We start from the raw sequence: 20166 nt of genomic DNA, 5'->3' as shown, positions 1-20166 counted from the left end.
GACAGACCCTGGAGGCCCGCCGGTCACGGGCCTAGGATCACCCCGACGTAACGTTCGTTAACGGAGGGGTTGCCATGGCTGAGCAGCGGTTCGGGGAGTTCGTCGTCGTGCGGCGCGAGGGGTACGTCGCCGAGCTGGTGCTCGACCGGCCCAAGGCCATGAACGCCGTGTCCACGGAGATGGCCCGCTCCATCGCCGCCGCCTGCGAGGCGCTCGGCGCCGATCCCGACGCCCGGGTCACCGTGGTGACGTCGACGAACGAGCGGGCCTTCTGCGTCGGCGCGGACCTGAAGGAGCGCAACTCCTTCACCGACGCCGAGCTCGTACGCCAGCGCCCCACCGCCCGCGCCGCCTACACCGGCGTGCTCGAACTGCCCATGCCGACCGTCGCCGCCGTGCACGGCTTCGCGCTCGGCGGCGGCTTCGAGCTCGCGCTCGCCTGCGACGTGATCGTGGCGGACGCGACCGCCGTGGTCGGCCTGCCCGAGGTCTCGGTCGGCGTCATCCCCGGCGGCGGCGGTACGCAGCTCCTGCCGCGCCGGGTCGGTGCCGCCCGGGCGGCCGAGCTGGTCTTCACCGCGCGCCGCGTCGAGGCCGTCGAGGCAAGGGAGTTGGGGCTCGTCGACGTGCTGGCCGAGGACGCCCGCACCGAAGCGCTCGCGCTCGCGGGGCGGATGGCGGCCAACTCGCCCGTCGGGCTGCGCGCCGCGAAGCGGGCGATGCGGCTCGGCCACGGCCTTGACCTGCGGGCCGGTCTTGAGGTCGAGGACGCGGCGTGGCGGTCGGTGGCGTTCTCCGGGGACCGCGCCGAGGGTGTGGCCGCGTTCAACGAGAAGCGGAAGCCGGTGTGGCCCGGGGAGTGACCCTGAGCGACCGGGAGTGGCCAGGAGGGACCGGGAGCGCGCGGTGCGCGAGACGAGTCCTGCGTCCCAAGGGTCAAAACACCCAAAACCTACCTAAGCTGTAGAAATGGGTGGAGAGGATGCCCGGCTGCGGGCCGTGGTTTCGCTGGCACAGGCCATGGCCGCGGCCCACACGCCGCGCGAGTCCTGGCGTGCCGCCGCGCTCGGCGCGCGGGACGCGCTCGGTGGCAACTTCGCCGCGCTCTCGGTGTGGGAGCGCGAGCTGGGGCGGCTGCGCGTCCTGGTGAACGAGGGTGAACGGGCCGACGGGGAGGAGGAGTTCCCCGATGACGAGACGTACCCGGTGCACCAGTTCCCCGAGATCACCGAGTTCCTGCACGAGCGCTGGGCGGGCGGCGGCGAGCCCAACGCCTGGGTCGAGACCGCCGTCGCGCCGCCCGAGGGCGAGGCGGGCTACTGCCACGTGGGGGTACCTCCCAGCGGTAGCTGGGGGAGGGTGACCGCGCTGCGCAGGCGCGGCCGGGGCTGCTGTGTGGTCGCCCCGATCGTGCTGCACGGGCGGGCCTGGGGCGAGCTGTACGTGGCCCGGCCCATCGGGGCACCCGTCTTCGACGCGGCCGACGCGGACTTCGCCACGGTCCTCGCCTCGGTCGCCGCCGCCGGGATCTCCCAGACCGAACGCCTCGAAGAGGTGCGGCGCCTGGCCTTCACCGACCCCCTCACCGGGCTCGCCAACCGCCGCGCCGTCGACATGCACCTCGACGAGGCGATCGAACTGCACCGGGCGGACGACTCCGTCGTCAGCCTCGTCGTGTGCGACCTGAACGGGCTCAAGCGGGTCAACGACACCCTGGGGCACGCGGTCGGCGACCGCCTTCTCGAACGCTTCGGCTCGGTGCTCTCCCTGTGCGGGGCGATGCTGCCGGGCGCGCTGGCCGCGCGGCTCGGCGGCGACGAGTTCTGCCTCCTCGCGGTCGGCCCCACCGCCGATGAGGTCGTCGCCGTGGGCGAGCAACTCTGTCTGCGTGCGGGGGAGTTGGAGCTCGGCGAGGGAGTCGCGTGCGGGGTGGCCTCCACGGGCGACCCGATCGGCGAGGTGCGCTCGGCCCGCCGCCTGTTCCGCCTCGCGGATGCGGCCCAGTACCGCGCGAAGGCCGCGCGCTCGGCGAAGCCGGTGGTGGCGGGGCGGGACGGGGCGGTCCTGCGCCTCGCCGATGCGCCGCCGTCGCCGCCGCACGACCGCCGCCGCTTCAGGGGCCGGGGCTGACACCCCGCCCACCCCCGGCCCCGCCCTCGCCCGCGGGCCACACGTGGCCGTTCTGCGCAGTTCCCCGCGCCCCCAACCTCCTTTTCGGCTGCGGACCGTGCCCGCCTTTCGCGCAGTTCCCCGCGCCCCTAACCCGTTGTCGTCCGTCCGTCGTGCGTGGCTGGTCGCGCAGTTCCTCGCGCCCCTGGCAGCGCCGGTGGCATGGGCATCCTCAGCCCGTCCGGCGTTTGAGGACGAGCGCCGTTCAGGCGCGAACGGGGGTCTGGGGCGGAGCCCCAGGGGGCCGGGGCCCACCCCGGAGGCACTCGGAGCTAGTGACACCCGACGATTCAATCCGTAGGGTGCTGAATATGGATATGCACACTGTCGTGGTGGGGACCTCCGGGACCACCCCCGAGGACGTCATCGCCGTGGCCCGCGGCAACGCGAAGGTCGAGCTCTCCGCCGAGGCGCTCGCCGCCCTCGCCCGGGCCCGCGAGATCGTCGACGCCCTGGCCGCGAAGCCCGAGCCGGTGTACGGCGTCTCCACCGGCTTCGGCGCCCTGGCCTCCCGGCACATCAGCCCCGAGCTGCGCGCCCAGCTGCAGCGCAACATCGTGCGTTCGCACGCGGCCGGCATGGGCCCGCGGGTGGAGCGCGAGGTCGTGCGCGCCCTCATGTTCCTGCGCCTGAAGACCGTCGCCTCGGGGCACACCGGTGTGCGCCCCTCCGTCGCCCAGACCATGGCCGACGTGCTGAACGCGGGCATCACCCCCGTCGTCCACGAATACGGCTCGCTCGGCTGCTCCGGCGACCTCGCGCCGCTGTCGCACTGCGCCCTCACGCTGATGGGCGAGGGCGACGCCGAAGGGCCCGACGGCGTTGTGAAGCCCGCGGGCGAGCTGCTCGCCGCGGCCGGCATCGAGCCCGTCGAGCTGCGCGAGAAGGAGGGCCTGGCCCTCCTCAACGGCACCGACGGCATGCTCGGCATGCTGTGCATGGCCATCGCCGACCTGAAGAAGCTCTACACCTCCGCCGACATCACGGCGGCCCTCTCCCTCGAAGCGCTGCTCGGCACCGACAAGGTGCTCGCGCCCGAGCTGCACGCCATCCGCCCGCACCCGGGTCAGGGAGCCTCCGCCGCCAACATGCTTGCCGTACTGGAGGGTTCGGGCCTGACCGGCCACTTCCAGGAGGAGGAGGCCCCCCGGGTCCAGGACGCGTACTCGGTGCGCTGCGCCCCCCAGGTCAACGGTGCCGGACGCGACACCATCGCGTACGCCCTGACCGTCGCCGAGCGCGAACTGGCCGCCGCCGTCGACAACCCGGTGGTCCTGGCCGACGGCCGCGTCGAGTCCAACGGCAACTTCCACGGCGCCCCGGTCGCCTACGTCCTGGACTTCCTCGCCATCGCCGCCGCCGACCTCGGCTCGATCGCCGAGCGCCGCACCGACCGGCTGCTCGACAAGAACCGCAGCCACGGACTGCCGCCGTTCCTCGCCGACGACGCCGGTGTGGACTCCGGCCTGATGATCGCCCAGTACACCCAGGCGGCCCTGGTCAGCGAGATGAAGCGGCTCGCGGTGCCGGCCTCCGCCGACTCCATCCCGTCCTCCGCCATGCAGGAGGACCACGTCTCCATGGGCTGGTCGGCCGCGCGCAAGCTGCGCACCTCCGTGGACAACCTGGCCCGCATCATCGCCGTCGAGATGTACGCGGCGACCCGCGGCATCGAGCTGCGCAAGGGCCTGACCCCCGCGCCCGCCTCGCAGGCGGCCATCGCCGCGGCCCGCGCGGCCGGCATCCAGGGCCCGGGCCCGGACCGCTTCCTCGCCCCCGACCTGGCCGCCGCGGACGCCTTCGTACGCGAGGGCAGGCTGGTCGCCGCCGTGGAGACGGTGACGGGCCGGCTCGCCTGAGTCACCTCGCGAACAGCGCAAGGGCCGCCCGGGATCTCGTGTCCCGGGCGGCCCTTGCGCGTGGGCGAACTTCCGTCGCGTTGCAGGGGAGTTGAGGTACGGCGCCCGGATCGGGTCAGCGCAGGCGTGGCGTCAGCAAAGGCGTGACCTGCGCACCGAGTACGTCACGAACCCCGCCCCGAGCCCCAGGAACAGCGTGCCGCCGACCAGGTAGGGGGAGGTGTCCGCGCCGCCGGTGTCGGCGAGGGCCAACGGGCCTTCGGCCGGAGCGGAGTCGGCCCGGTACGCGGAGGGGGCGGGGGGCTTCGAAGGGTGTTGCTCGTCCGTCGCGTTGGCGGACGGGACGAACCACAGGGCGCAGAGCAGGGTGCCCGCCGCGGTGGCGGTGAGCAGGGGACGACGAGCGACGGACAAGTGAGCGATCCCCTTGCGAGTACGTCGAATTGGCGGGATGCGCTGATGCTAGTGAAAGCAGCGGGTCGCGGGAAAGTCGAGGACGGCTTGAGCCCTACGCTCCCCGCATGAGCGAAGAAGAGACATCACGGTATGTGCGCCTCCGGGTCGATTTGGTCCTGGAGATCCAGGACGCGGACGAGCTGGCGGCGGCCGCGCTGGCCCGCATCGAGGAGGACCCGGAGATGCGACCCGAGGAACGCACGCATGCCGAGGCGGCGGTACGGGAAGACGGAGCGGAGGCCCTCGCCTACCTCGTGGACCCGATCGACCTCGTGGAGGCGCTGCCGGGCGCGGACCTGGTCCAGGCCTCCTGGAGCAGCGAGCGGGTCGGCTACGACCCCGACGACGAGGAGTGGGACCTCGACGAGGAGGACGGCAACGACGAGGACTGACCGGGGCGGCTGCCGACCGGGGCGGCCGCCGGACGAGACGACGACCGAACGAGACGGCGACTGAACGGGCATACCGGGCGGCCGAGCGGAGGCCGGGGTGGGACGAGAAGTCTTTCGGCGATCTTGTCCGTCCCGCCCCGACCCGTCCTCGGACGCGTGGTGTGCCCCACATTCACCCCCGCTGCGGAACCGGAACGAGCAGTCTGATGTTCTAGACGTGATGACTTGCGGGGGGACGGCAACGATGGAGAAGCGTGTGAAGACGGAGAGTAAGCGCCGCAAGCAGGGTCTCGCGGCGGCGTGCGCGGTGCTCGGCGGCGTACTGGTCCTTTCTGCCTGCAACGGTGACGGCGACAAGGGCGCCAAGGCCGACAGCTCGTCATCGGCCCAGGCCGCGGCCGACAAGGCCGCCGAGAAGGACACCTCGGACGCCAAGATCACCATCACGCCCAAGAACGGTGCCGACAACGTCGGCATCAACAGCGACACCAAGGTCACCGTCGCCGAGGGCAAGCTGACCGATGTGACGCTGACCTCGGCCGACGGCGCCAAGGTCGACGGGAAGATATCCGCCGACGGCCTGAGCTGGGCGCCCGACAAGGCCCTGAAGCGTTCCACCACGTACAAGATCACCGCTACCGCGACGGACGCCAAGTCGCGGCAGGCGCACGAGAACGCCTCCTTCAGCACCGTGTCCCCGAAGAACAGCTTCATAGGCAACTTCACGCCCGAGGACGGTTCGACCGTCGGTGTCGGCATGCCGGTGTCGATCAACTTCGACAAGGCGATCACCAACAAGAAGGGCGTGCAGGCCAAGATCGCCGTCTCCTCCAGCTCCGGCCAGGAGGTCGTCGGGCACTGGTTCGGCTCGCAGCGCCTCGACTTCCGCCCGCAGGAGTACTGGAAGGAGAACTCGACCGTCACCATGAAGATGGACCTGGACGGCGTCGAGGCCTCCAACGGGATCACCGGCGTCCAGGAGAAGACGGTCACCTTCAAGATCGGCCGCAACCAGGTCTCCACCGTGGACGCGAACACCCACACCATGACCGTCACCCAGGACGGCAAGACCGTGAAGACCATCCCGATCTCCGCGGGCTCCCCCGAACACCCCACGTACAACGGCCAGATGGTGATCTCCGAGAAGTACAAGGAGACCCGGATGAACGGCGCGACGGTCGGCTTCACGGACGACGACGGCAAGGGCGAGTACGACATCAAGGACGTGCCGCACGCCATGCGCCTGTCCGCGTCCGGCACCTTCATCCACGGCAACTACTGGGGCGCCAAGTCCATCTTCGGCAGCGCCAACACCAGCCACGGCTGCGTCGGCCTGTCCGACACCAAGGGTGCCAACGACGACGGCACCACGGCCGCCTGGTTCTACGACCACTCCATCACCGGTGACGTCGTGGTCATCAAGAACTCGCACGACAAGACGATCCAGCCGGACAACGGCCTCAACGGCTGGAACATGAGCTGGGACCAGTGGAAGGCCGGCTCCGCCGCCTGACCGTTCCGCCACCTGCTCGGCCCGGGGGCCCTTCGGGGCCCCCGCAGCCGTTTCTCAGGCCGTACGGACCGGCTGGTCGGCGCTCCAGCTGCCCAGCAGCCGCAGCGACTCCTGCGACTTCGAACCCGGCTCGGCGTGGAAGGTCACCAGCGACAGGTCGTGCGCGTCCGGCAGCTTCAGCGTCTCGTACGCCAGCGTCAGCTCGCCCACCACCGGATGGCGCAGCCGCTTGACGCCATGCCCCTTGTCGGCGACCGTGTGGGCCGCCCACATCGTGCGGAACTCCTCGCTCTTGACCGACAACTCGCCGATCAGGGAAGTGAGTTGCGGGTCGTCCGGATAGCAGCCCGCGCCGAGCCGCAGCACGCTCACCATGTCGACGGCCTTGCTGTGCCAGTCCATGTACAGCGAGCGCGACGCCGGATCGAGGAACACCTGGCGGGCCAGGTTCCTTTCCTGCGGCGGCAGTTGGGACATGTCGCCGAACAGGGCCGCCGCCATCCGGTTCCAGCCCAGGATGTCCAGGCGCGGGCCGACGATGTAGGCGGGCACGCCCTCCATCGCGTCGATCAGCTGCTGGAGCGCCGGGCGCACCTGCTGGGGCCTGCAGGCCGAGGCGCGCTTCTTCTTCGCCTTGCCCTTGGCCACGTGCGTGAGGTGGTCCTGCTCCGTGTCGCTCAGGCGCAGCACCCGCCCGATCGCCTCCAGGACCTCCACCGAGACGTTCTGCGCGTTCCCCTGCTCCAGGCGCGTGTAGTACGCCACCGACACCCCGGCCAGCTGTGCCAGCTCCTCCCGGCGCAGCCCCGGCACCCTGCGGTGGCGCCCGTGGTCGGGCAGCCCCACGTCCTCCGGCTTCAGCCGGGCACGGCGGGAGCGGAGGAATTCACTGAGTTCGGCGCGCTGGTCCATGACAACCCAGTATCCGCGCCCGGGAGCCTGGACGTACGACCAGGAGCCTGTCCCTGCCAGTGGTACGCACGCTGGTCGTAGGCGGGACAGAGGCCTGGGTGACGTGCGGAAACTCGGGCACGCTGGGGGCGTACCCCAAAGATCTGAGGAGAACGGCACATGACCACCGTCGCCGCCTACGCCGCCCCCGCCGCCAAGGCTCCGCTGGAGCGCACCACCATCGAGCGCCGCCCGGTGGGCCCCAACGACGTGCTCATCGAGATCAAGTACGCCGGTATCTGCCACTCCGACATCCACCAGGCGACCGAGGGCTGGGGGCAGGCCATCTTCCCGATGGTGCCCGGCCACGAGATCGCCGGTGTGATCACCGAGGTCGGCTCGGACGTCAGCAAGTTCCAGGTCGGCGACCGTGCGGGCGTCGGCTGCTTCGTCGACTCCTGCGGCACGTGCGGGGCCTGTCTCTCGGGGCAGAACCAGTTCTGCGAGGACGGCGTCTCGACGTACAACGCCATCGGCCGGGACGGCAAGCCCGCCTACGGCGGCTACTCCACGCACATCGTCGTGGACGCGGACCACACGCTGCGCATCCCCGACAGCATCCCGCTGGACGTCGCGGCCCCGCTGCTGTGCGCCGGGATCACCCTGTACTCGCCGCTCAAGCGCTGGCAGGCGGGCCCCGGCAAGAAGGTCGCCATCCTCGGGCTCGGCGGCCTCGGTCACATGGGCGTCAAGATCGCGCACGCGATGGGCGCCGAGGTGACCGTGCTCAGCCAGACGCTGCGCAAGAAGGACGACGGCCTCAAGCTGGGCGCCGACCACTACTACGCGACCGGCGACGAGGACACCTTCAAGCAGCTCGCGGGCTCCCTCGACCTGATCGTCTCCACCGTGTCCGCCCCGCTCGACCTGGGCGCGTACCTCTCGCTCCTGAAGGCCGGCGGCGCGTTCGTGAACGTGGGCGCCCCCGAGGAGCCGAACTCGCTCAACATGTTCGGCCTCATCGGCGGCAACAAGATCCTGGCCGGCTCGATGATCGGCAGCATCGACGAGACCCAGGAGATGCTCGACTTCTGCGCCGAGCACAACCTGGGCGCCGAGATCGAGCTGATCCGCGCGGACCAGATCAACGAGGCGTACGCACGGGTCCTGGCCAGCGACGTGCGCTACCGGTTCGTGATCGACACCGCGACGATCTGACCCCGCTCCCGGGTCATGGCCCCGAGCCACGATCCGGGCCCCGAGCCACGACCCGGGCCCCGAGCTACGGCCCGGGCCCCGAGCCACGATCCGGGCTCCGAGCTACGGCCCGAGCTCCGGCCCGGGCTCCGATCACGGCCCCGGAGGCATCCCCCCTGCCTCCGGGGCCGTTCGCGTGCCCGGTCCGCCCGCCCCCCCCCGTTACCTCCGGGGTAATCGACCCGGCCCGGCGGCCCTGGACATGATCGGACCGTTCGTACGGAGGAGCGTCACCAGGAGGACACCATGACCGCGTACGCCATCGGCAACCTGCGCCCGCCGGCCCGCCCGCACGAGGAGGTCTTCACCTACGTGGAGCGCATCCAGTCCACCCTGGCCCCCTTCGACGGCCGCTTCCTGGTGCACAACGCACCGCTGGAGGTACGCGAGGGCGAATGGCCCGAGGCGCTGGTCATCATCGGCTTCCCGACCATCGAGAAGGCCAGGGCCTGGTACGACTCACCCGCCTACCAGGCCCTGATCCCTCTGCGCGCCGACCACATCCCGGGCGATGTGGTCCTGGTCGACGGGGTCGGCCCGGACTACGACCCGGGACGGACGGCGGCGGCGCTGCGGTCATCGGCCGCCGGATAGACCCGCTCGGCGGGCAACAGGGCCCGGGCGGCGTCGAGTTGGCCGTCCCGTACGAGCGCGTGGACGCGGTGTGCCAGCGGGGTCACATCGCGGATCGCGACGATCCCGGGGCGCTGTGGGGCGTGTCCCGCACGAGCCCCGTTAGGGGCGCGGGGAACTGCGCGACCAGCCCCGCACGGTCCGCGGTTGAACTCGTATACGCGGGAGCGGTGGTTTTCGGCTCGCACAGGCGTAGGGGGGTGCTTCCGCATGACGTGAGTTCGGGTGCGGCTCCGTCGGGGGCCGTTCGTGCAGTTCCCCACGCCCCTGCCGGGGCTGGGATGGGCCCCCGCGTACTCAGGACCGCTGCGGCCAGCGAATATCGGCGGCCCCATCGCCCCGGGGGAGCAGTGCCCGGTCGGCGGGCGGGGCTAGCGCCGCCGGGCCCGGCCCGGATGCGGGTGGTGGCGGATCTCCACGTCCGCGTCCGTGGCCGCCGAGAAGTCCCCCCGCCCGCGGGCGGCCCGCCGGCGCGCGACCAGATCCGCACACACCGGGCACCCGGGCGCGGGTTTGGGCGGCGCGTGCGGCAGTCTCAGGTGTACGGCTTCTCCCATGGTCGTCCTCGGATCACTCACGCCTACCGCCCGTCCGCCCGAACAGCTCTCGTCCGGGCCATTCACTCCGACGACGGGCCCGCCCGCGACCGCCCGCCTCCCTTCGCCGCACAACATCACCCGTCCACACGGCCGTGCGTACTCCAGAAGGGCAGGGGGGCGGGCACGAAGAACGGGGCACCGCCTTCCGGCAGGTGCCCCGCGGTCCGTCGACGGGTGCGATCGGAAAGGTGCCGATCAGCTCGGACGGGTGCCGGTCAGCCCTCGGCCCTGGCCACCCCGATCGGGCAGGAGACCCCGGTCCCGCCGATCCCGCAGTACCCGGCCGGGTTCTTGTCGAGGTACTGCTGGTGGTACGGCTCGGCGGGGTAGAAGGGGCGGCCCTCCGCGGGGAGCAGCTCCGTGGTGATCGTGCCGTAGCCCGAGCCCGTCAGGACCTTCTGGTAGGACTCGCGGGAGGCGCGGGCGGTGGCTTCCTGGGCGGGGGTGTGGGGGTAGATCGCGGAGCGGTACTGGGTGCCCACGTCGTTGCCCTGGCGGAAGCCCTGGGTCGGGTCGTGGTTCTCCCAGAACACCTTCAGGAGCTGCTCGTACGAGACGACGGCGGGGTCGTAGACCACCCGCACCGCCTCGGTGTGGCCGGTCAGGCCCGAGCAGACCTCCTCGTACGCGGGGTTCACCGTGCTGCCGCCCTGGTAGCCGACCAGGGTCGTCCAGACGCCCGGGGTCTGCCAGAACTTGCGCTCGGCGCCCCAGAAGCAGCCCATCCCGAAGTCCGCGACCTCCAGGCCCGCCGGGTAGGGGCCCGCCAGCGGGTTGCCCAGGACGGTGTGCCGGGAGGGCAGGGCGAATTCGGGCTCCGGGCGTCCCTTGAGGGCCTGCTCGGGGGTGGGCAGCTCGGGCGTGCGGCGGCCGAAGATCATCGGGGGCTCCTCGGAAGATTGGGTGCCCAGGCATAACGCGCCGGGAGGCCCGGAGATTCCGCACACCGCCCAGCCCGAGCGGGCGGGACAGCGCCGGAGCACCCGCACCCCGGCAGACGCTACGGCCGCCGCAGCGTCGCAGGGCTGCCGCCGTTCGCCTCGTACCCCGCGACCGCGAGCGCCCGGCACAGCGTGTAGGTCGCCGCCGGGTCATCGGAGACCGTCCAGGGGACCGCGCCGACATAGCCGTCCAGGGCCACGAACTGGTCCATCGACTCCGCCCAGCGTTCGCCGCGCACCAGGAAGAAGACGAGGAGGTGACGGACCAGCGGCAGCACCGGGTCGTCGGCACGGGCCTGGTGGACGGCGTGCAGGGCGCCCTCCATGGCGCGGCTCACCACCGCCGTGCGGTAGAAGTCGGACACGAGGACGATGTCGGTGGTGTGCTCGTACACCGCGAACAGGGGCAGCGCGGAGAGCAGGGAGCCGTGCGGGGCGCGGGCCGCGGCCGCCGTCGCGAACTCGTCGGCCTGGGCGCGCGAGCCGTGCCACTTCTCGCAGTGGTAGTGCAGGGCCGCGAGGTGCGCGCCCATGTGGTGCGGGGCGCGGTCCATGACCTTGGCCCACAGCTGGTCGAACTCCGGCCGTGGATAGGCGAGTCCGCGGGCCACGGCGAGTTCGGTGACGTACGGGACCGGGTCGCCCGGGGCGAGCAGCGCGGCCTCGCCGCAGACCGTGCGGGCCTCCTCCAGGATGATGCGGAAGTCGTCGCGGCCGACCGCCGAGGACCGCCATGCCTGCTGGACCAGGAACTCCGCGTGCACCTGGGCCGCGCCCGCGTCCTTCGGCGCCTCGGAGCGCCACTTGCGCAGCCAGGCCCCGCCGACGCCGGGGCGCTGGGCCAGTTCGAGGGAGGCCGCGCCCGCGAAGGCCTGGACGCGCTGCCAGCGCCGCTCGCCCTCCTTCGGGGTCTCGGCGAGCAGGCGCTGGGCCGGCTTCCAGTCCTGGGTGTGCTGCACCACCGCGAGCACGTCGAGGAGATCCTGGTCCGGCCCGGGCAGGCGGACGTCGAGCTCCTCCTGGAGCGCGAAGCCGTACGCCGACGGGTCGGCGGCGTCGGGCGATCCGGGCCGCGCCAGCTGGATGCCGCCGCCCCGGCGGGACACGAACCGGACGGTGAGCGCGGTCAGTGCGGCAAGGACGAGCAGAATCCACAGAATCTCCATGTCCACCAGCGAACCAGACCGCGCCCGGATATGACGAACCGGCCGTGCCCGCGACGGCGGACCGGCCGTGCCGCGGAAGGCGGACCGGGGCGCTCCCGTGTGGCGAACCCGACCCTGCTGGACCGTTCCGGGATGGGGCGAACCCGCCGGGCCGACGAACTAGGCTCTGAGTCATGAGCCACGAGCACCTCGACAAGAGCTTCGAGACCATCGCGATCCACGCGGGAAACACCGCCGATCCGCTGACCGGGGCGGTCGTACCGCCGATCTACCAGGTCTCCACGTACAAGCAGGACGGCGTCGGCGGTCTCCGCGGCGGCTACGAGTACAGCCGCAGCGCGAACCCGACGCGGACCGCGCTCGAAGAGAACCTGGCGGCCCTCGAAGGCGGCCGCCGCGGCCTCGCCTTCGCCTCCGGTCTCGCCGCCGAGGACTGCCTGCTGCGCACGCTGCTCGCGCCCGGTGACCACGTGGTGATCCCGAACGACGCCTACGGCGGCACGTTCCGCCTGTTCGCGAAGGTCGTCTCGCGCTGGGGCGTCGAGTGGTCGGTCGCCGACACCTCCGACCCGGCGTCGGTGCGGGCCGCGATCACTCCGCGCACGAAGGTCGTCTGGGTCGAGACGCCCTCCAACCCGCTGCTCGGGATCACCGACATCGCCGCCGTCGCCGAGGTCGCCTCGACCGCCGGCGCCAAGCTCGTCGTCGACAACACCTTCGCGAGCCCCTACCTCCAGCAGCCCCTGTCGCTCGGCGCGGACGTCGTCGTGCACTCGCTGACCAAGTACATGGGCGGGCACTCGGACGTCGTGGGCGGCGCGCTGATCGCCAACTCGGCCGAGATCGGCGAGGAGTTGGCGTACCACCAGAACGCGATGGGCGCGGTCGCCGGGCCGTTCGACGCGTGGCTGGTGCTGCGCGGCATCAAGACGCTTCCGGTGCGCATGGACCGGCACAGCGAGAACGCGGGCAAGGTCGCCGAGATGCTGACCCGGCACGGCAAGGTCACCCAGGTCCTGTACCCGGGGCTGCCCGAGCACCCCGGCCACGAGATCGCGGCCAAGCAGATGCGTGCCTTCGGCGGCATGGTCTCCTTCCGCGTCGAGGGCGGCGAGCAGGCGGCGGTGGACGTCTGCAACCGCACGAAGCTGTTCACGCTGGGCGAGTCCCTCGGCGGCGTCGAGTCGCTGATCGAGCACCCGGGCCGCATGACGCACGCCAGCGTCGCCGGCTCGGCCCTGGAGGTCCCGGCGGACCTGGTCCGGGTCTCCGTCGGCATCGAGAACGCGGACGACCTGCTCGCCGACCTCCAGCAGGCGCTGGGCCAGGTCTGAGCTAGAGCCCGTCGACGGGTGGCGTCACCGTGGACGGTGGCGCCACCCAGGGCTGGACCGTCGCGGCCCACACCACGAAGACGATCACCGCCGCCGCCAGCAGCAGCCACATCAGGCGCCGCACGATGCGGCGCCTGTGCAGCATGCGCAGTCCCAACTCGGCCGCGCGATAGGCCAGTTCGGCGGGGACGACCGGGTGGGCGCCGCTCTCCAGGAGGTGGCGGACCTCGGCGGTCTTGCGGTCGGGCGTGCTCATACGGCCTCCCGTGCCGGGGCCCCGGGCCGGTTCACGTGGCCACCTCGGGGGCCGGGGCGGCGGGTGCGGGTGGCGCGGGCGGGGTGCTGCGCATCGCGGTGACGGCCCGGGTGCAGATCGCGCGGACCCGGTCCACCGGGAGCCCGACCGTCGCCGCGGTCTGCTCCTCGGCGACGCCCTCGTACAGGCGCAGGACCAGGATGAGACGTTCCTGCGGGGTCAGCCGCGCCAGGAGCCCGGTCTCGGCGGCCGGCCGGGGGAGGCCCGGGACGGCGGGCCTGTGGTGGCGCCAGGCGGCGCGGGCGAAGCGGGCCGCGAGCTCCTGCCGGGTGCGGTCGTACGGGTCCTCACCGCGCAGCCGGTGCCAGCGGGCGTACGTCTCGGCGAGGGCGGAGGTCAGCAGGCGCCGGGCACGCGGGTTGGCGTCGACGGGCTCGGCGGTCAGCAGGGTGGCGGCATGCAGCAACCGGCCTCCCGCGCCCGCCACGAATGCCTCGAACTCCCGGGTGCGGCGGCGGTGTCGGGTGGAGTGCCGCTCGCGCATGAGCCTCATATGAGGGCAGGCGCGAGCCCCCGGTCAAGAGGTCGGCGCGGACGGCTCCTGCGCGGCCGACTGGCGGGCCGAGAGCGCGGAGTTGAAGCGCGTGAGCAGCGAGGTGAACGACTCCCGCTCGTGCTCGGTCCAGCCGTCGGTGACCTGGGCCATCAGCTCGCGCCGCGAGGAGCGCACCTCTTCGAGGCGGGACTGGCCGCGCGGGGACAGCTGGAGCACGACCGCCCGGCCGTCCTCGGGGTGCGAGGTCCGCTTGACCAGGCCGGTGTCGACGAGCGGGGCGACCTGGCGGGTCACGGTCGAGGAGTCGATCCCCATGCCCGCGGCGAGCGCCTTGACGCCCATCGGGCCTTCCAGGTCCAGCCGGTTGAGCAGCAGATAGGCCGCCCGGTCCATCGAGTTGCGGACCTGCCCGACGCCGCCGAGCCTGGTCTGCTCGGCACGGCGGGCGAACACGGCCACCTGGTGCTGGAGGGCATCGAGGAGGCCGGGATCGAGCGGGGGAGTCATGTCCTGAACTGGGGGCATGGCCGGGGCTCTCTCGTGCGGGTATCGGTGTGGTGGGGGACAGAGTACGCGGCCTGACCCGCATACGTACCGGCGGTGCGCAAAGCTGTGGACAAGTCCCGGGCGGATCGGCCGCCCAGCGGCCGGAAGGGGTGTGAGCTGCGAGACTTGCGGTCATGAGCTTCGGTACGTCTGGCCCCTTGCACGACCTCATCCTCGACGACGTCCGCGGTGCGCAGAAGATGCTGTCGGGAGTGGCCCGCACCACCGCGATGGAAGGTTCACGCCATCTTTCGTCACTCGTGGGTGCGCCGGTGCACCTCAAGTGCGAGAACCTCCAGCGCACGGGGTCCTTCAAGCTGCGGGGCGCGTACGTACGGATCTCCGGGCTGCGTCCCGAGGAGCGGGCGGCCGGTGTGGTGGCCGCCAGTGCCGGCAACCACGCACAGGGCGTGGCGCTCGCCTCGTCACTGCTCGGCGTGCACTCGACGGTGTTCATGCCGATGGGCGCCCCGCTGCCGAAGGTCGCCGCGACCCGGCACTACGGGGCCGAGGTGATCCTGCACGGCACGGTCGTCGACGAGACGCTGGCCGCGGCCGAGGCGTACGCGGCCGAGACCGGGGCGGTGTTCATCCACCCCTTCGACCACCAGGACATCATCGCCGGGCAGGGCACGGTGGGCCTGGAGATCCTGGAGCAGTGCCCCGAGGTGCGCACCATCGTCGTCGGGATCGGCGGCGGCGGGCTCGCGGCGGGCATCGCGGTCGCGGTGAAGGCGCTGCGGCCGGACGTCAGGATCGTCGGGGTGCAGGCGGCGGCCGCCGCGGCCTATCCGCCCTCGCTCGCCGCCGGGCATCCGGTGGCCGTCGACACCGCGCCCACGATGGCCGACGGGATCAAGGTGGGCCGGCCGGGCGACATTCCGTTCGCGCTGGTCCGCGAGTTGGTGGACGAGGTGCGCACGGTCTCCGAGGACGAGCTGTCCAGCGCGCTCCTGCTGTGCCTGGAGCGGGCGAAGCTGGTGGTGGAGCCGGCCGGGGCGAGCCCGGTGGCCGCGCTGCTCAGCGATCCCGGGGCGTTCCGCGGGCCGGTCGTCGCGGTGCTCTCGGGCGGCAACGTGGACCCGTTGCTCATGCAGCGCATCCTGCGGCACGGCATGTCGGCGGCGGGCCGCTATCTGTCGCTGCGCCTGCGTCTGACGGACCGGCCGGGGGCACTGGCTTCGCTCCTCGGCGAGTTGTCGGTGCTCGATGCCAATGTGTTGGACGTGAGTCACGTACGGACCGATCCCCGGCTCGGACTCACGGAGGTGGAGGTCGAGTTGCACCTGGAGACGAAGGGCCCGGAGCACTGCGCCGAGCTGGCGTCGGCGCTGCGGGAGGCGGGCTACACCGTCGTCGAATAGGGCCCACGAGGGCGGTGTGCGCAGTGCCGCTGACAGAACGCGATGTATCGCGTTAGGGTATGGCTTGACAAAGGCTCCACCGGGCGATCCATGCCCGGAAAATCTAGGATTTGTCCAGAAAGTCACACCCACCACTGGGGGTACTCACATGCCAGGCGCCATCTACGCCGAAGGCCTGGTGAAGACGTTCGGCAACGTAACGGCTCTGGACGGCGTGGACCTCGACGTCCCCGAAGGCACGGTCCTCGGCCTCCTCGGCCCCAATGGCGCCGGCAAGACCACCGCCGTGCGCGTCCTCACCACCCTGCTCCAGCCCGACAGCGGCAAGGCGTTCGTCGCGGGCATCGACGTCCTCAAGCACCCCAACGAGGTGCGCCGCTCCATCGGCCTTTCCGGCCAGTTCGCGGCCGTCGACGAATACCTGACCGGCCGCGAGAACCTTCACATGGTCGGCCGGCTCTACCAGATGAACGCCAAGGCCGCGAAGGTGCGCGCGGGCGAACTGCTCGACCGCTTCAACCTCGCGGACGCCGCCGACCGCCCCGCCAAGACGTACTCGGGCGGCATGAGACGGCGCCTCGACCTCGCGGCGGCCCTCGTGGTCTCGCCGCCCGTCATGTTCATGGACGAGCCGACCACCGGCCTCGACCCGCGCAACCGGCAGCAACTGTGGGAAGTCATCCAGGAGTTGGTGGCCGGCGGCACCACCTTGCTGCTCACCACCCAGTACCTCGAAGAGGCCGACCGCCTCGCCCACGACATCGCCGTCGTCGATCACGGCAAGGTCATCGCGCGCGGCAGCTCCGACCAGCTCAAGGCCCGCACCGGCGGCGAGCGCGTCGAGGTCGTCGTGCACCAGAGCGATCAGCTGGCCCCGGCCCGCGAGGTCCTCGCAGGCTTCGGCAAGGGCGAAGTCAAGACCGACCCGCACACCCGCCAGCTGACCGTCCCGGTCACGGGTGGCGCCAAGCTGCTGGCCGAGGTCATCCGCGAACTCGACACCAGGGGCGTGGAGATCGACGACATCGGCCTGCGCCGCCCCACCCTCGACGACGTCTTCATCTCGCTGACCGGCCACGCGGCCGAGACCGCGAACGCCGAGGACGCCGAGGACACCGAGGGCGCCGACGGTGCCGCCAAGTCCAAGGGCCGCAAGGAGGCCGGTAAATGAGCGCCATCACCGACGCAGCGCCGGCCCCCCGGGCGGGCGGCGGCATCGCCGGGTCCGTGCGGGACTCGCTGGTGGTCGCCAAGCGGAACCTGATCCGCATGAAGCGGATTCCCGAGGTCGTGCTGTTCGGCCTGATCCAGCCGATCATGTTCGTGGTGCTGTTCACCTACGTCTTCGGCGGATCCATCCAGGTCGGCGGCTCGCTCTCGCAGCAGAGCTACCGCGAGTTCCTGATGGCCGGCATCTTCGCGCAGACCGTCACCTTCGCGACCGCCGGAGCGGGCGCGGGCATCGCCGACGACATGCACAAGGGCCTCATCGACCGCTTCCGCTCGCTGCCCATGGCGCGCGGCGCGGTCCTGACCGGCCGCACCCTGGCCGACCTGGCGCAGACCGCCGTAACTCTGGTGGTCCTGGCCGGAGTTGCCCTGCTGATCGGCTGGCGCACCCACAACGGCATCCCGAAGGCGCTGGGCGCGTTCGCCCTGCTGCTCCTGCTCGGGTACGCGTTCTCCTGGATCGGCGCCCTGATCGGCCTGACCGTACGCACCCCCGAGGCGGCCACCTCCGGCGGGCTGATCTGGCTGTTCCCGCTGACGTTCATCTCCAACGCCTTCGTGGACTCCAACAACCTGCCGACGTTCTTCCGGCACATCGCGGAGTGGAATCCCTTCAGCACCACCGTCCAGGCGGCCCGTGAGCTCTTCGGCAACCTGCCGCCGGGCTTCCGGACCCCGGACGCCTGGCCCATGCAGCACGCGGTGCTCGCGTCGGTGCTGTGGTCGGTGCTGATCCTGGTGGTCTTCCGCTCGCTGGCGGTCCGCAAGTACCGCCGGGCGGCCGGCTGACCCACGCACGGAGCCCCCGGCCGCTCAAGCGCGGCCGGGGGCTCCTTACGTGCGGGGGCGCCGGGTGTCAGCCGTTGAACGGGACGGCCGCGAGGATCTTCACCGAGGCCTTCTTGCCGTTCGGCAGCTCGTACTCGGCGTTCTCGCCGACCTTCTTGCCGTTCACGCCGGAGCCCAGCGGCGACTGCGGCGAGTAGGTCTCGATCTCCGTCGAGGCGTACTCGCGCGAGGCCATCAGGAACTCCAGGGTGTCGTCCGGGTCGCCGTCGAAGGCGATCGTGACGAGCATGCCGGGAGCCACCACACCGTCGGCGGCGGGAGCCTCGCCGACCTTGGCGTGCTCCAGGAGCTGGGTGAGCTGGCGCACCCGGAGCTCCATCTTGCCCTGCTCCTCCTTGGCCGCGTGGTACCCGCCGTTCTCCCGGAGGTCACCCTCCTCACGGGCCGCCGCGATCTTTACGGCGATCTCCGTGCGCGCGGGACCAGACAGGTACTCCAGCTCGGCCTTGAGCTGGTTGTACGCCTCCTGGGTCAGCCAGGTGACGTTGTCGCTGGTCTGGGTCACAGGTGCTCCTCGTCGGTACTGGGTATACAAAGCGCCCTACCCCAAAGCATGTGCCTGGATGGGTGGGCGAAACCACGAGCCTAACAATTCAGGCGCCGTAGGGGGAGGACATAAACCGCTAGAACTTCATCAACGCAGGTCAGATCGGGTGCGTCGTCAACCTTGATCAATAACTTGAGCAGTACGTGGCGAGGCGGGCCGGGGCATACGGCCCAGCGGCCCGACCCGGAAGTACCGCTCAGTCGGACTGGCAGCCGACCAGATCCGCGGCGGTGGCCCGGGAGGTCGTGGTGATCGTGACGACCTTGTCGACCTGCTTGGCCGGCTCGTCGAACCGGAAGTCCGCGCGGCCCACGTCGTCACCACTGGTCTGCTGGGCGCGCAGGGTGCAGGTCCCCCTGGCGTTCTTGTCCTTGGTCACTTCGAGGTGCACCTCGACCGAGGTGTCCGAGACGACCTTGAACTTGATCACCTGCGCGGAGAGCGACTGCCCGCCCACGTAGTCGTAACCGATCCAGCCGATCACGCCGAGCAGCACGACCGCGAGCACCGAGCCGACGATCTTCAGCTTGCGGTCCGCGCGCTGGTCCGCCGAACGCCCGTAGCGCCCCTGGGGAAGCTGCTCGCGCACAGCGGCCATGATCGTCCTCCTGCTGGTGGGGGTCACCGGAATTTTCCGTCCCCCGATTCGGTCACTATAGAAGCCGCCCGTTGCGCCGATCACAGAGGGCGCCGAATTCACTTACTGAGTCACCGAGGATCGAGTCTTGACTGAGCAGCTGCGACTGATGGCCGTCCACGCCCACCCCGACGACGAGTCGAGCAAGGGCGCGGCCACCATGGCGAAGTATGTGTCCGAGGGGGTGGACGTGCTGGTCGTGACCTGCACGGGAGGCGAGCGCGGCTCCATCCTCAACCCGAAGCTCCAGGGTGACAAGTACATCGAGGAGCACATCCACGAGGTCCGCAAGAGGGAGATGGACGAGGCGCGCGAGATCCTCGGCGTCCGACAGGAGTGGCTCGGCTTCGTCGACTCGGGCCTGCCCGAGGGCGACCCGCTGCCGCCGCTGCCCGAGGGCTGCTTCGCCCTGGAGGACGTGGACGTCGCGGCCGGCCGTCTGGTCCGCTCCATCCGCCACTTCCGTCCGCAGGTCATCACGACCTACGACGAGAACGGCGGCTACCCGCACCCCGACCACATCATGACCCACAAGATCAGCATGGTGGCCTTCGAGGGCGCGGCCGACACCGAGAAGTTCCCGGAGGCCGAGTTCGGTCCGGCCTTCCAGCCGCAGAAGCTCTACTACAACCAGGGCTTCAACAAGCCGCGCACCGTCGCCCTGCACGAGGCGCTCATCGGCCGCGGCATGGAGTCCCCGTACGGCGAGTGGCTGGAGCGCTGGAAGGAGTTCGGGCGCGCCGAACGCACGCTGACCACGCACGTTCCCTGCGCCGAGTTCTTCGAGATCCGGGACAAGGCGCTGATCGCGCACGCCACCCAGATCGACCCCGACGGCGGCTGGTTCCGCGTTCCGCTCGACCTCCAGAAGGAGGTCTGGCCGACCGAGGAGTACGAGCTCGCGAAGTCGCTCGTGGACACTTCCCTCCCCGAGGACGACCTCTTCGCGGGCGTGCGCGACAATGCCTGAT

At 71.3% G+C, this 20166-nt stretch carries 21 protein-coding genes; 12 read left to right on the top strand and 9 right to left on the bottom strand.

The window, feature by feature from the left end; genetic code table 11:
- Window positions 1-74 precede the first annotated feature (74 nt).
- The 3 genes from IE267_RS01815 (at window position 75) to hutH (ending at window position 4028) form a co-directional block, all read left to right on the top strand.
- Window positions 75-863, top strand: a complete 789-nt coding sequence (locus IE267_RS01815; protein WP_161245046.1) for an enoyl-CoA hydratase/isomerase family protein — start codon at window positions 75-77, stop codon at window positions 861-863.
- A gap of 106 nt (window positions 864-969) precedes the next feature.
- Window positions 970-2130, top strand: coding sequence for a GGDEF domain-containing protein (locus IE267_RS01810; protein ID WP_167157395.1), 1161 nt, complete (start codon window positions 970-972; stop codon window positions 2128-2130).
- 356 nt (window positions 2131-2486) lie between these two features.
- On the top strand, window positions 2487-4028 hold the full coding sequence (hutH, locus tag IE267_RS01805; RefSeq protein WP_167159560.1) for a histidine ammonia-lyase: 1542 nt from the start codon (window positions 2487-2489) through the stop codon (window positions 4026-4028).
- A 132-nt stretch (window positions 4029-4160) separates the two neighbouring features.
- Here the strand turns inward: hutH and IE267_RS01800 are convergent, their stop codons facing one another.
- Window positions 4161-4442, bottom strand: a complete 282-nt coding sequence (locus IE267_RS01800) for an LPXTG cell wall anchor domain-containing protein (RefSeq protein WP_161251455.1) — start codon at window positions 4440-4442, stop codon at window positions 4161-4163.
- Between the two features lie 107 nt (window positions 4443-4549).
- On the opposite strand from IE267_RS01800, the gene IE267_RS01795 reads away from it, so the two are divergent.
- Together IE267_RS01795 and IE267_RS01790 are read left to right on the top strand one after the other, a co-directional pair.
- Complete coding sequence (locus IE267_RS01795) at window positions 4550-4876, top strand: hypothetical protein (protein WP_229860567.1); 327 nt, start codon at window positions 4550-4552, stop codon at window positions 4874-4876.
- Between the two features lie 244 nt (window positions 4877-5120).
- Window positions 5121-6389, top strand: coding sequence for a L,D-transpeptidase (locus IE267_RS01790; protein WP_167157392.1), 1269 nt, complete (start codon window positions 5121-5123; stop codon window positions 6387-6389).
- Between the two features lie 54 nt (window positions 6390-6443).
- Here IE267_RS01790 and IE267_RS01785 read toward each other — a convergent pair whose 3' ends face one another.
- Window positions 6444-7301, bottom strand: coding sequence for a helix-turn-helix transcriptional regulator (locus tag IE267_RS01785; RefSeq protein ID WP_161251449.1), 858 nt, complete (start codon window positions 7299-7301; stop codon window positions 6444-6446).
- A gap of 159 nt (window positions 7302-7460) precedes the next feature.
- On the opposite strand from IE267_RS01785, the gene IE267_RS01780 reads away from it, so the two are divergent.
- Complete coding sequence (locus tag IE267_RS01780) at window positions 7461-8498, top strand: NAD(P)-dependent alcohol dehydrogenase (protein ID WP_167157390.1); 1038 nt, start codon at window positions 7461-7463, stop codon at window positions 8496-8498.
- A gap of 285 nt (window positions 8499-8783) precedes the next feature.
- A complete protein-coding gene (locus IE267_RS01775; RefSeq protein WP_189761954.1) occupies window positions 8784-9131 on the top strand; it encodes a DUF1330 domain-containing protein in 348 nt (115 codons plus the stop codon).
- Between the two features lie 853 nt (window positions 9132-9984).
- On the opposite strand, the gene msrA is transcribed toward IE267_RS01775, so the two are convergent.
- Both msrA and IE267_RS01765 read right to left on the bottom strand, forming a co-directional pair.
- Entirely contained in the window at window positions 9985-10650 is a 666-nt protein-coding gene (gene msrA, locus IE267_RS01770; RefSeq protein WP_167157386.1) for a peptide-methionine (S)-S-oxide reductase MsrA, read from the bottom strand.
- A 119-nt stretch (window positions 10651-10769) separates the two neighbouring features.
- Entirely contained in the window at window positions 10770-11876 is a 1107-nt protein-coding gene (locus IE267_RS01765) for a hypothetical protein (protein WP_189761953.1), read from the bottom strand.
- 173 nt (window positions 11877-12049) lie between these two features.
- Between IE267_RS01765 and IE267_RS01760 the strand changes: the two genes are divergently transcribed.
- Window positions 12050-13210 carry a cystathionine gamma-synthase gene (locus tag IE267_RS01760; protein ID WP_189761952.1) on the top strand — a complete coding sequence of 387 codons (1161 nt, stop codon included), beginning with the start codon at window positions 12050-12052 and terminating at the stop codon, window positions 13208-13210.
- A 1-nt stretch (window position 13211) separates the two neighbouring features.
- On the opposite strand, the gene IE267_RS01755 is transcribed toward IE267_RS01760, so the two are convergent.
- The 3 genes from IE267_RS01755 to IE267_RS01745 are packed head-to-tail and all read right to left on the bottom strand — an operon-like array spanning window position 13212 to window position 14547.
- Window positions 13212-13466: a hypothetical protein gene (locus IE267_RS01755; RefSeq protein WP_189761951.1), complete on the bottom strand. Its 255-nt coding sequence runs from the start codon at window positions 13464-13466 to the stop codon at window positions 13212-13214.
- 31 nt (window positions 13467-13497) lie between these two features.
- The gene (locus IE267_RS01750) at window positions 13498-14010 is read right to left on the bottom strand and encodes a sigma factor-like helix-turn-helix DNA-binding protein (protein WP_167157377.1); all 513 of its coding nucleotides are present in this window, start codon (window positions 14008-14010) and stop codon (window positions 13498-13500) included.
- 33 nt (window positions 14011-14043) lie between these two features.
- Entirely contained in the window at window positions 14044-14547 is a 504-nt protein-coding gene (locus IE267_RS01745; protein WP_167157375.1) for a MarR family winged helix-turn-helix transcriptional regulator, read from the bottom strand.
- Window positions 14548-14702: 155 nt separating this feature from the next.
- Between IE267_RS01745 and ilvA the strand changes: the two genes are divergently transcribed.
- The 3 genes from ilvA to IE267_RS01730 all read left to right on the top strand — a co-directional run bounded on the left by ilvA (window position 14703) and on the right by IE267_RS01730 (window position 17951).
- On the top strand, window positions 14703-15932 hold the full coding sequence (ilvA, locus tag IE267_RS01740) for a threonine ammonia-lyase (RefSeq protein ID WP_167157373.1): 1230 nt from the start codon (window positions 14703-14705) through the stop codon (window positions 15930-15932).
- Between the two features lie 148 nt (window positions 15933-16080).
- On the top strand, window positions 16081-17103 hold the full coding sequence (locus tag IE267_RS01735; protein ID WP_167157371.1) for an ATP-binding cassette domain-containing protein: 1023 nt from the start codon (window positions 16081-16083) through the stop codon (window positions 17101-17103).
- Window positions 17100-17951, top strand: coding sequence for an ABC transporter permease (locus IE267_RS01730; RefSeq protein ID WP_167157369.1), 852 nt, complete (start codon window positions 17100-17102; stop codon window positions 17949-17951). Before IE267_RS01735 ends, IE267_RS01730 begins: the two co-directional genes overlap by 4 nt.
- A 67-nt stretch (window positions 17952-18018) precedes the next feature.
- Here IE267_RS01730 and greA read toward each other — a convergent pair whose 3' ends face one another.
- Complete coding sequence (greA, locus tag IE267_RS01725) at window positions 18019-18516, bottom strand: transcription elongation factor GreA (protein ID WP_161248126.1); 498 nt, start codon at window positions 18514-18516, stop codon at window positions 18019-18021.
- A gap of 238 nt (window positions 18517-18754) precedes the next feature.
- The gene (locus tag IE267_RS01720) at window positions 18755-19156 is read right to left on the bottom strand and encodes a DUF4307 domain-containing protein (protein WP_161248124.1); all 402 of its coding nucleotides are present in this window, start codon (window positions 19154-19156) and stop codon (window positions 18755-18757) included.
- A gap of 127 nt (window positions 19157-19283) precedes the next feature.
- Between IE267_RS01720 and mca the strand changes: the two genes are divergently transcribed.
- Window positions 19284-20165 (top strand): mycothiol conjugate amidase Mca, encoded by an 882-nt coding sequence (mca, locus tag IE267_RS01715; protein WP_189761950.1) that lies wholly within the window; start codon window positions 19284-19286, stop codon window positions 20163-20165.
- Window position 20166 lies beyond the last annotated feature (1 nt).

Source organism: Streptomyces xanthochromogenes (assembly GCF_014650455.1).
Lineage (GTDB): Bacteria > Actinomycetota > Actinomycetes > Streptomycetales > Streptomycetaceae > Streptomyces > Streptomyces xanthochromogenes.
This window is presented reverse-complemented; position numbering and strand designations above follow the sequence as displayed.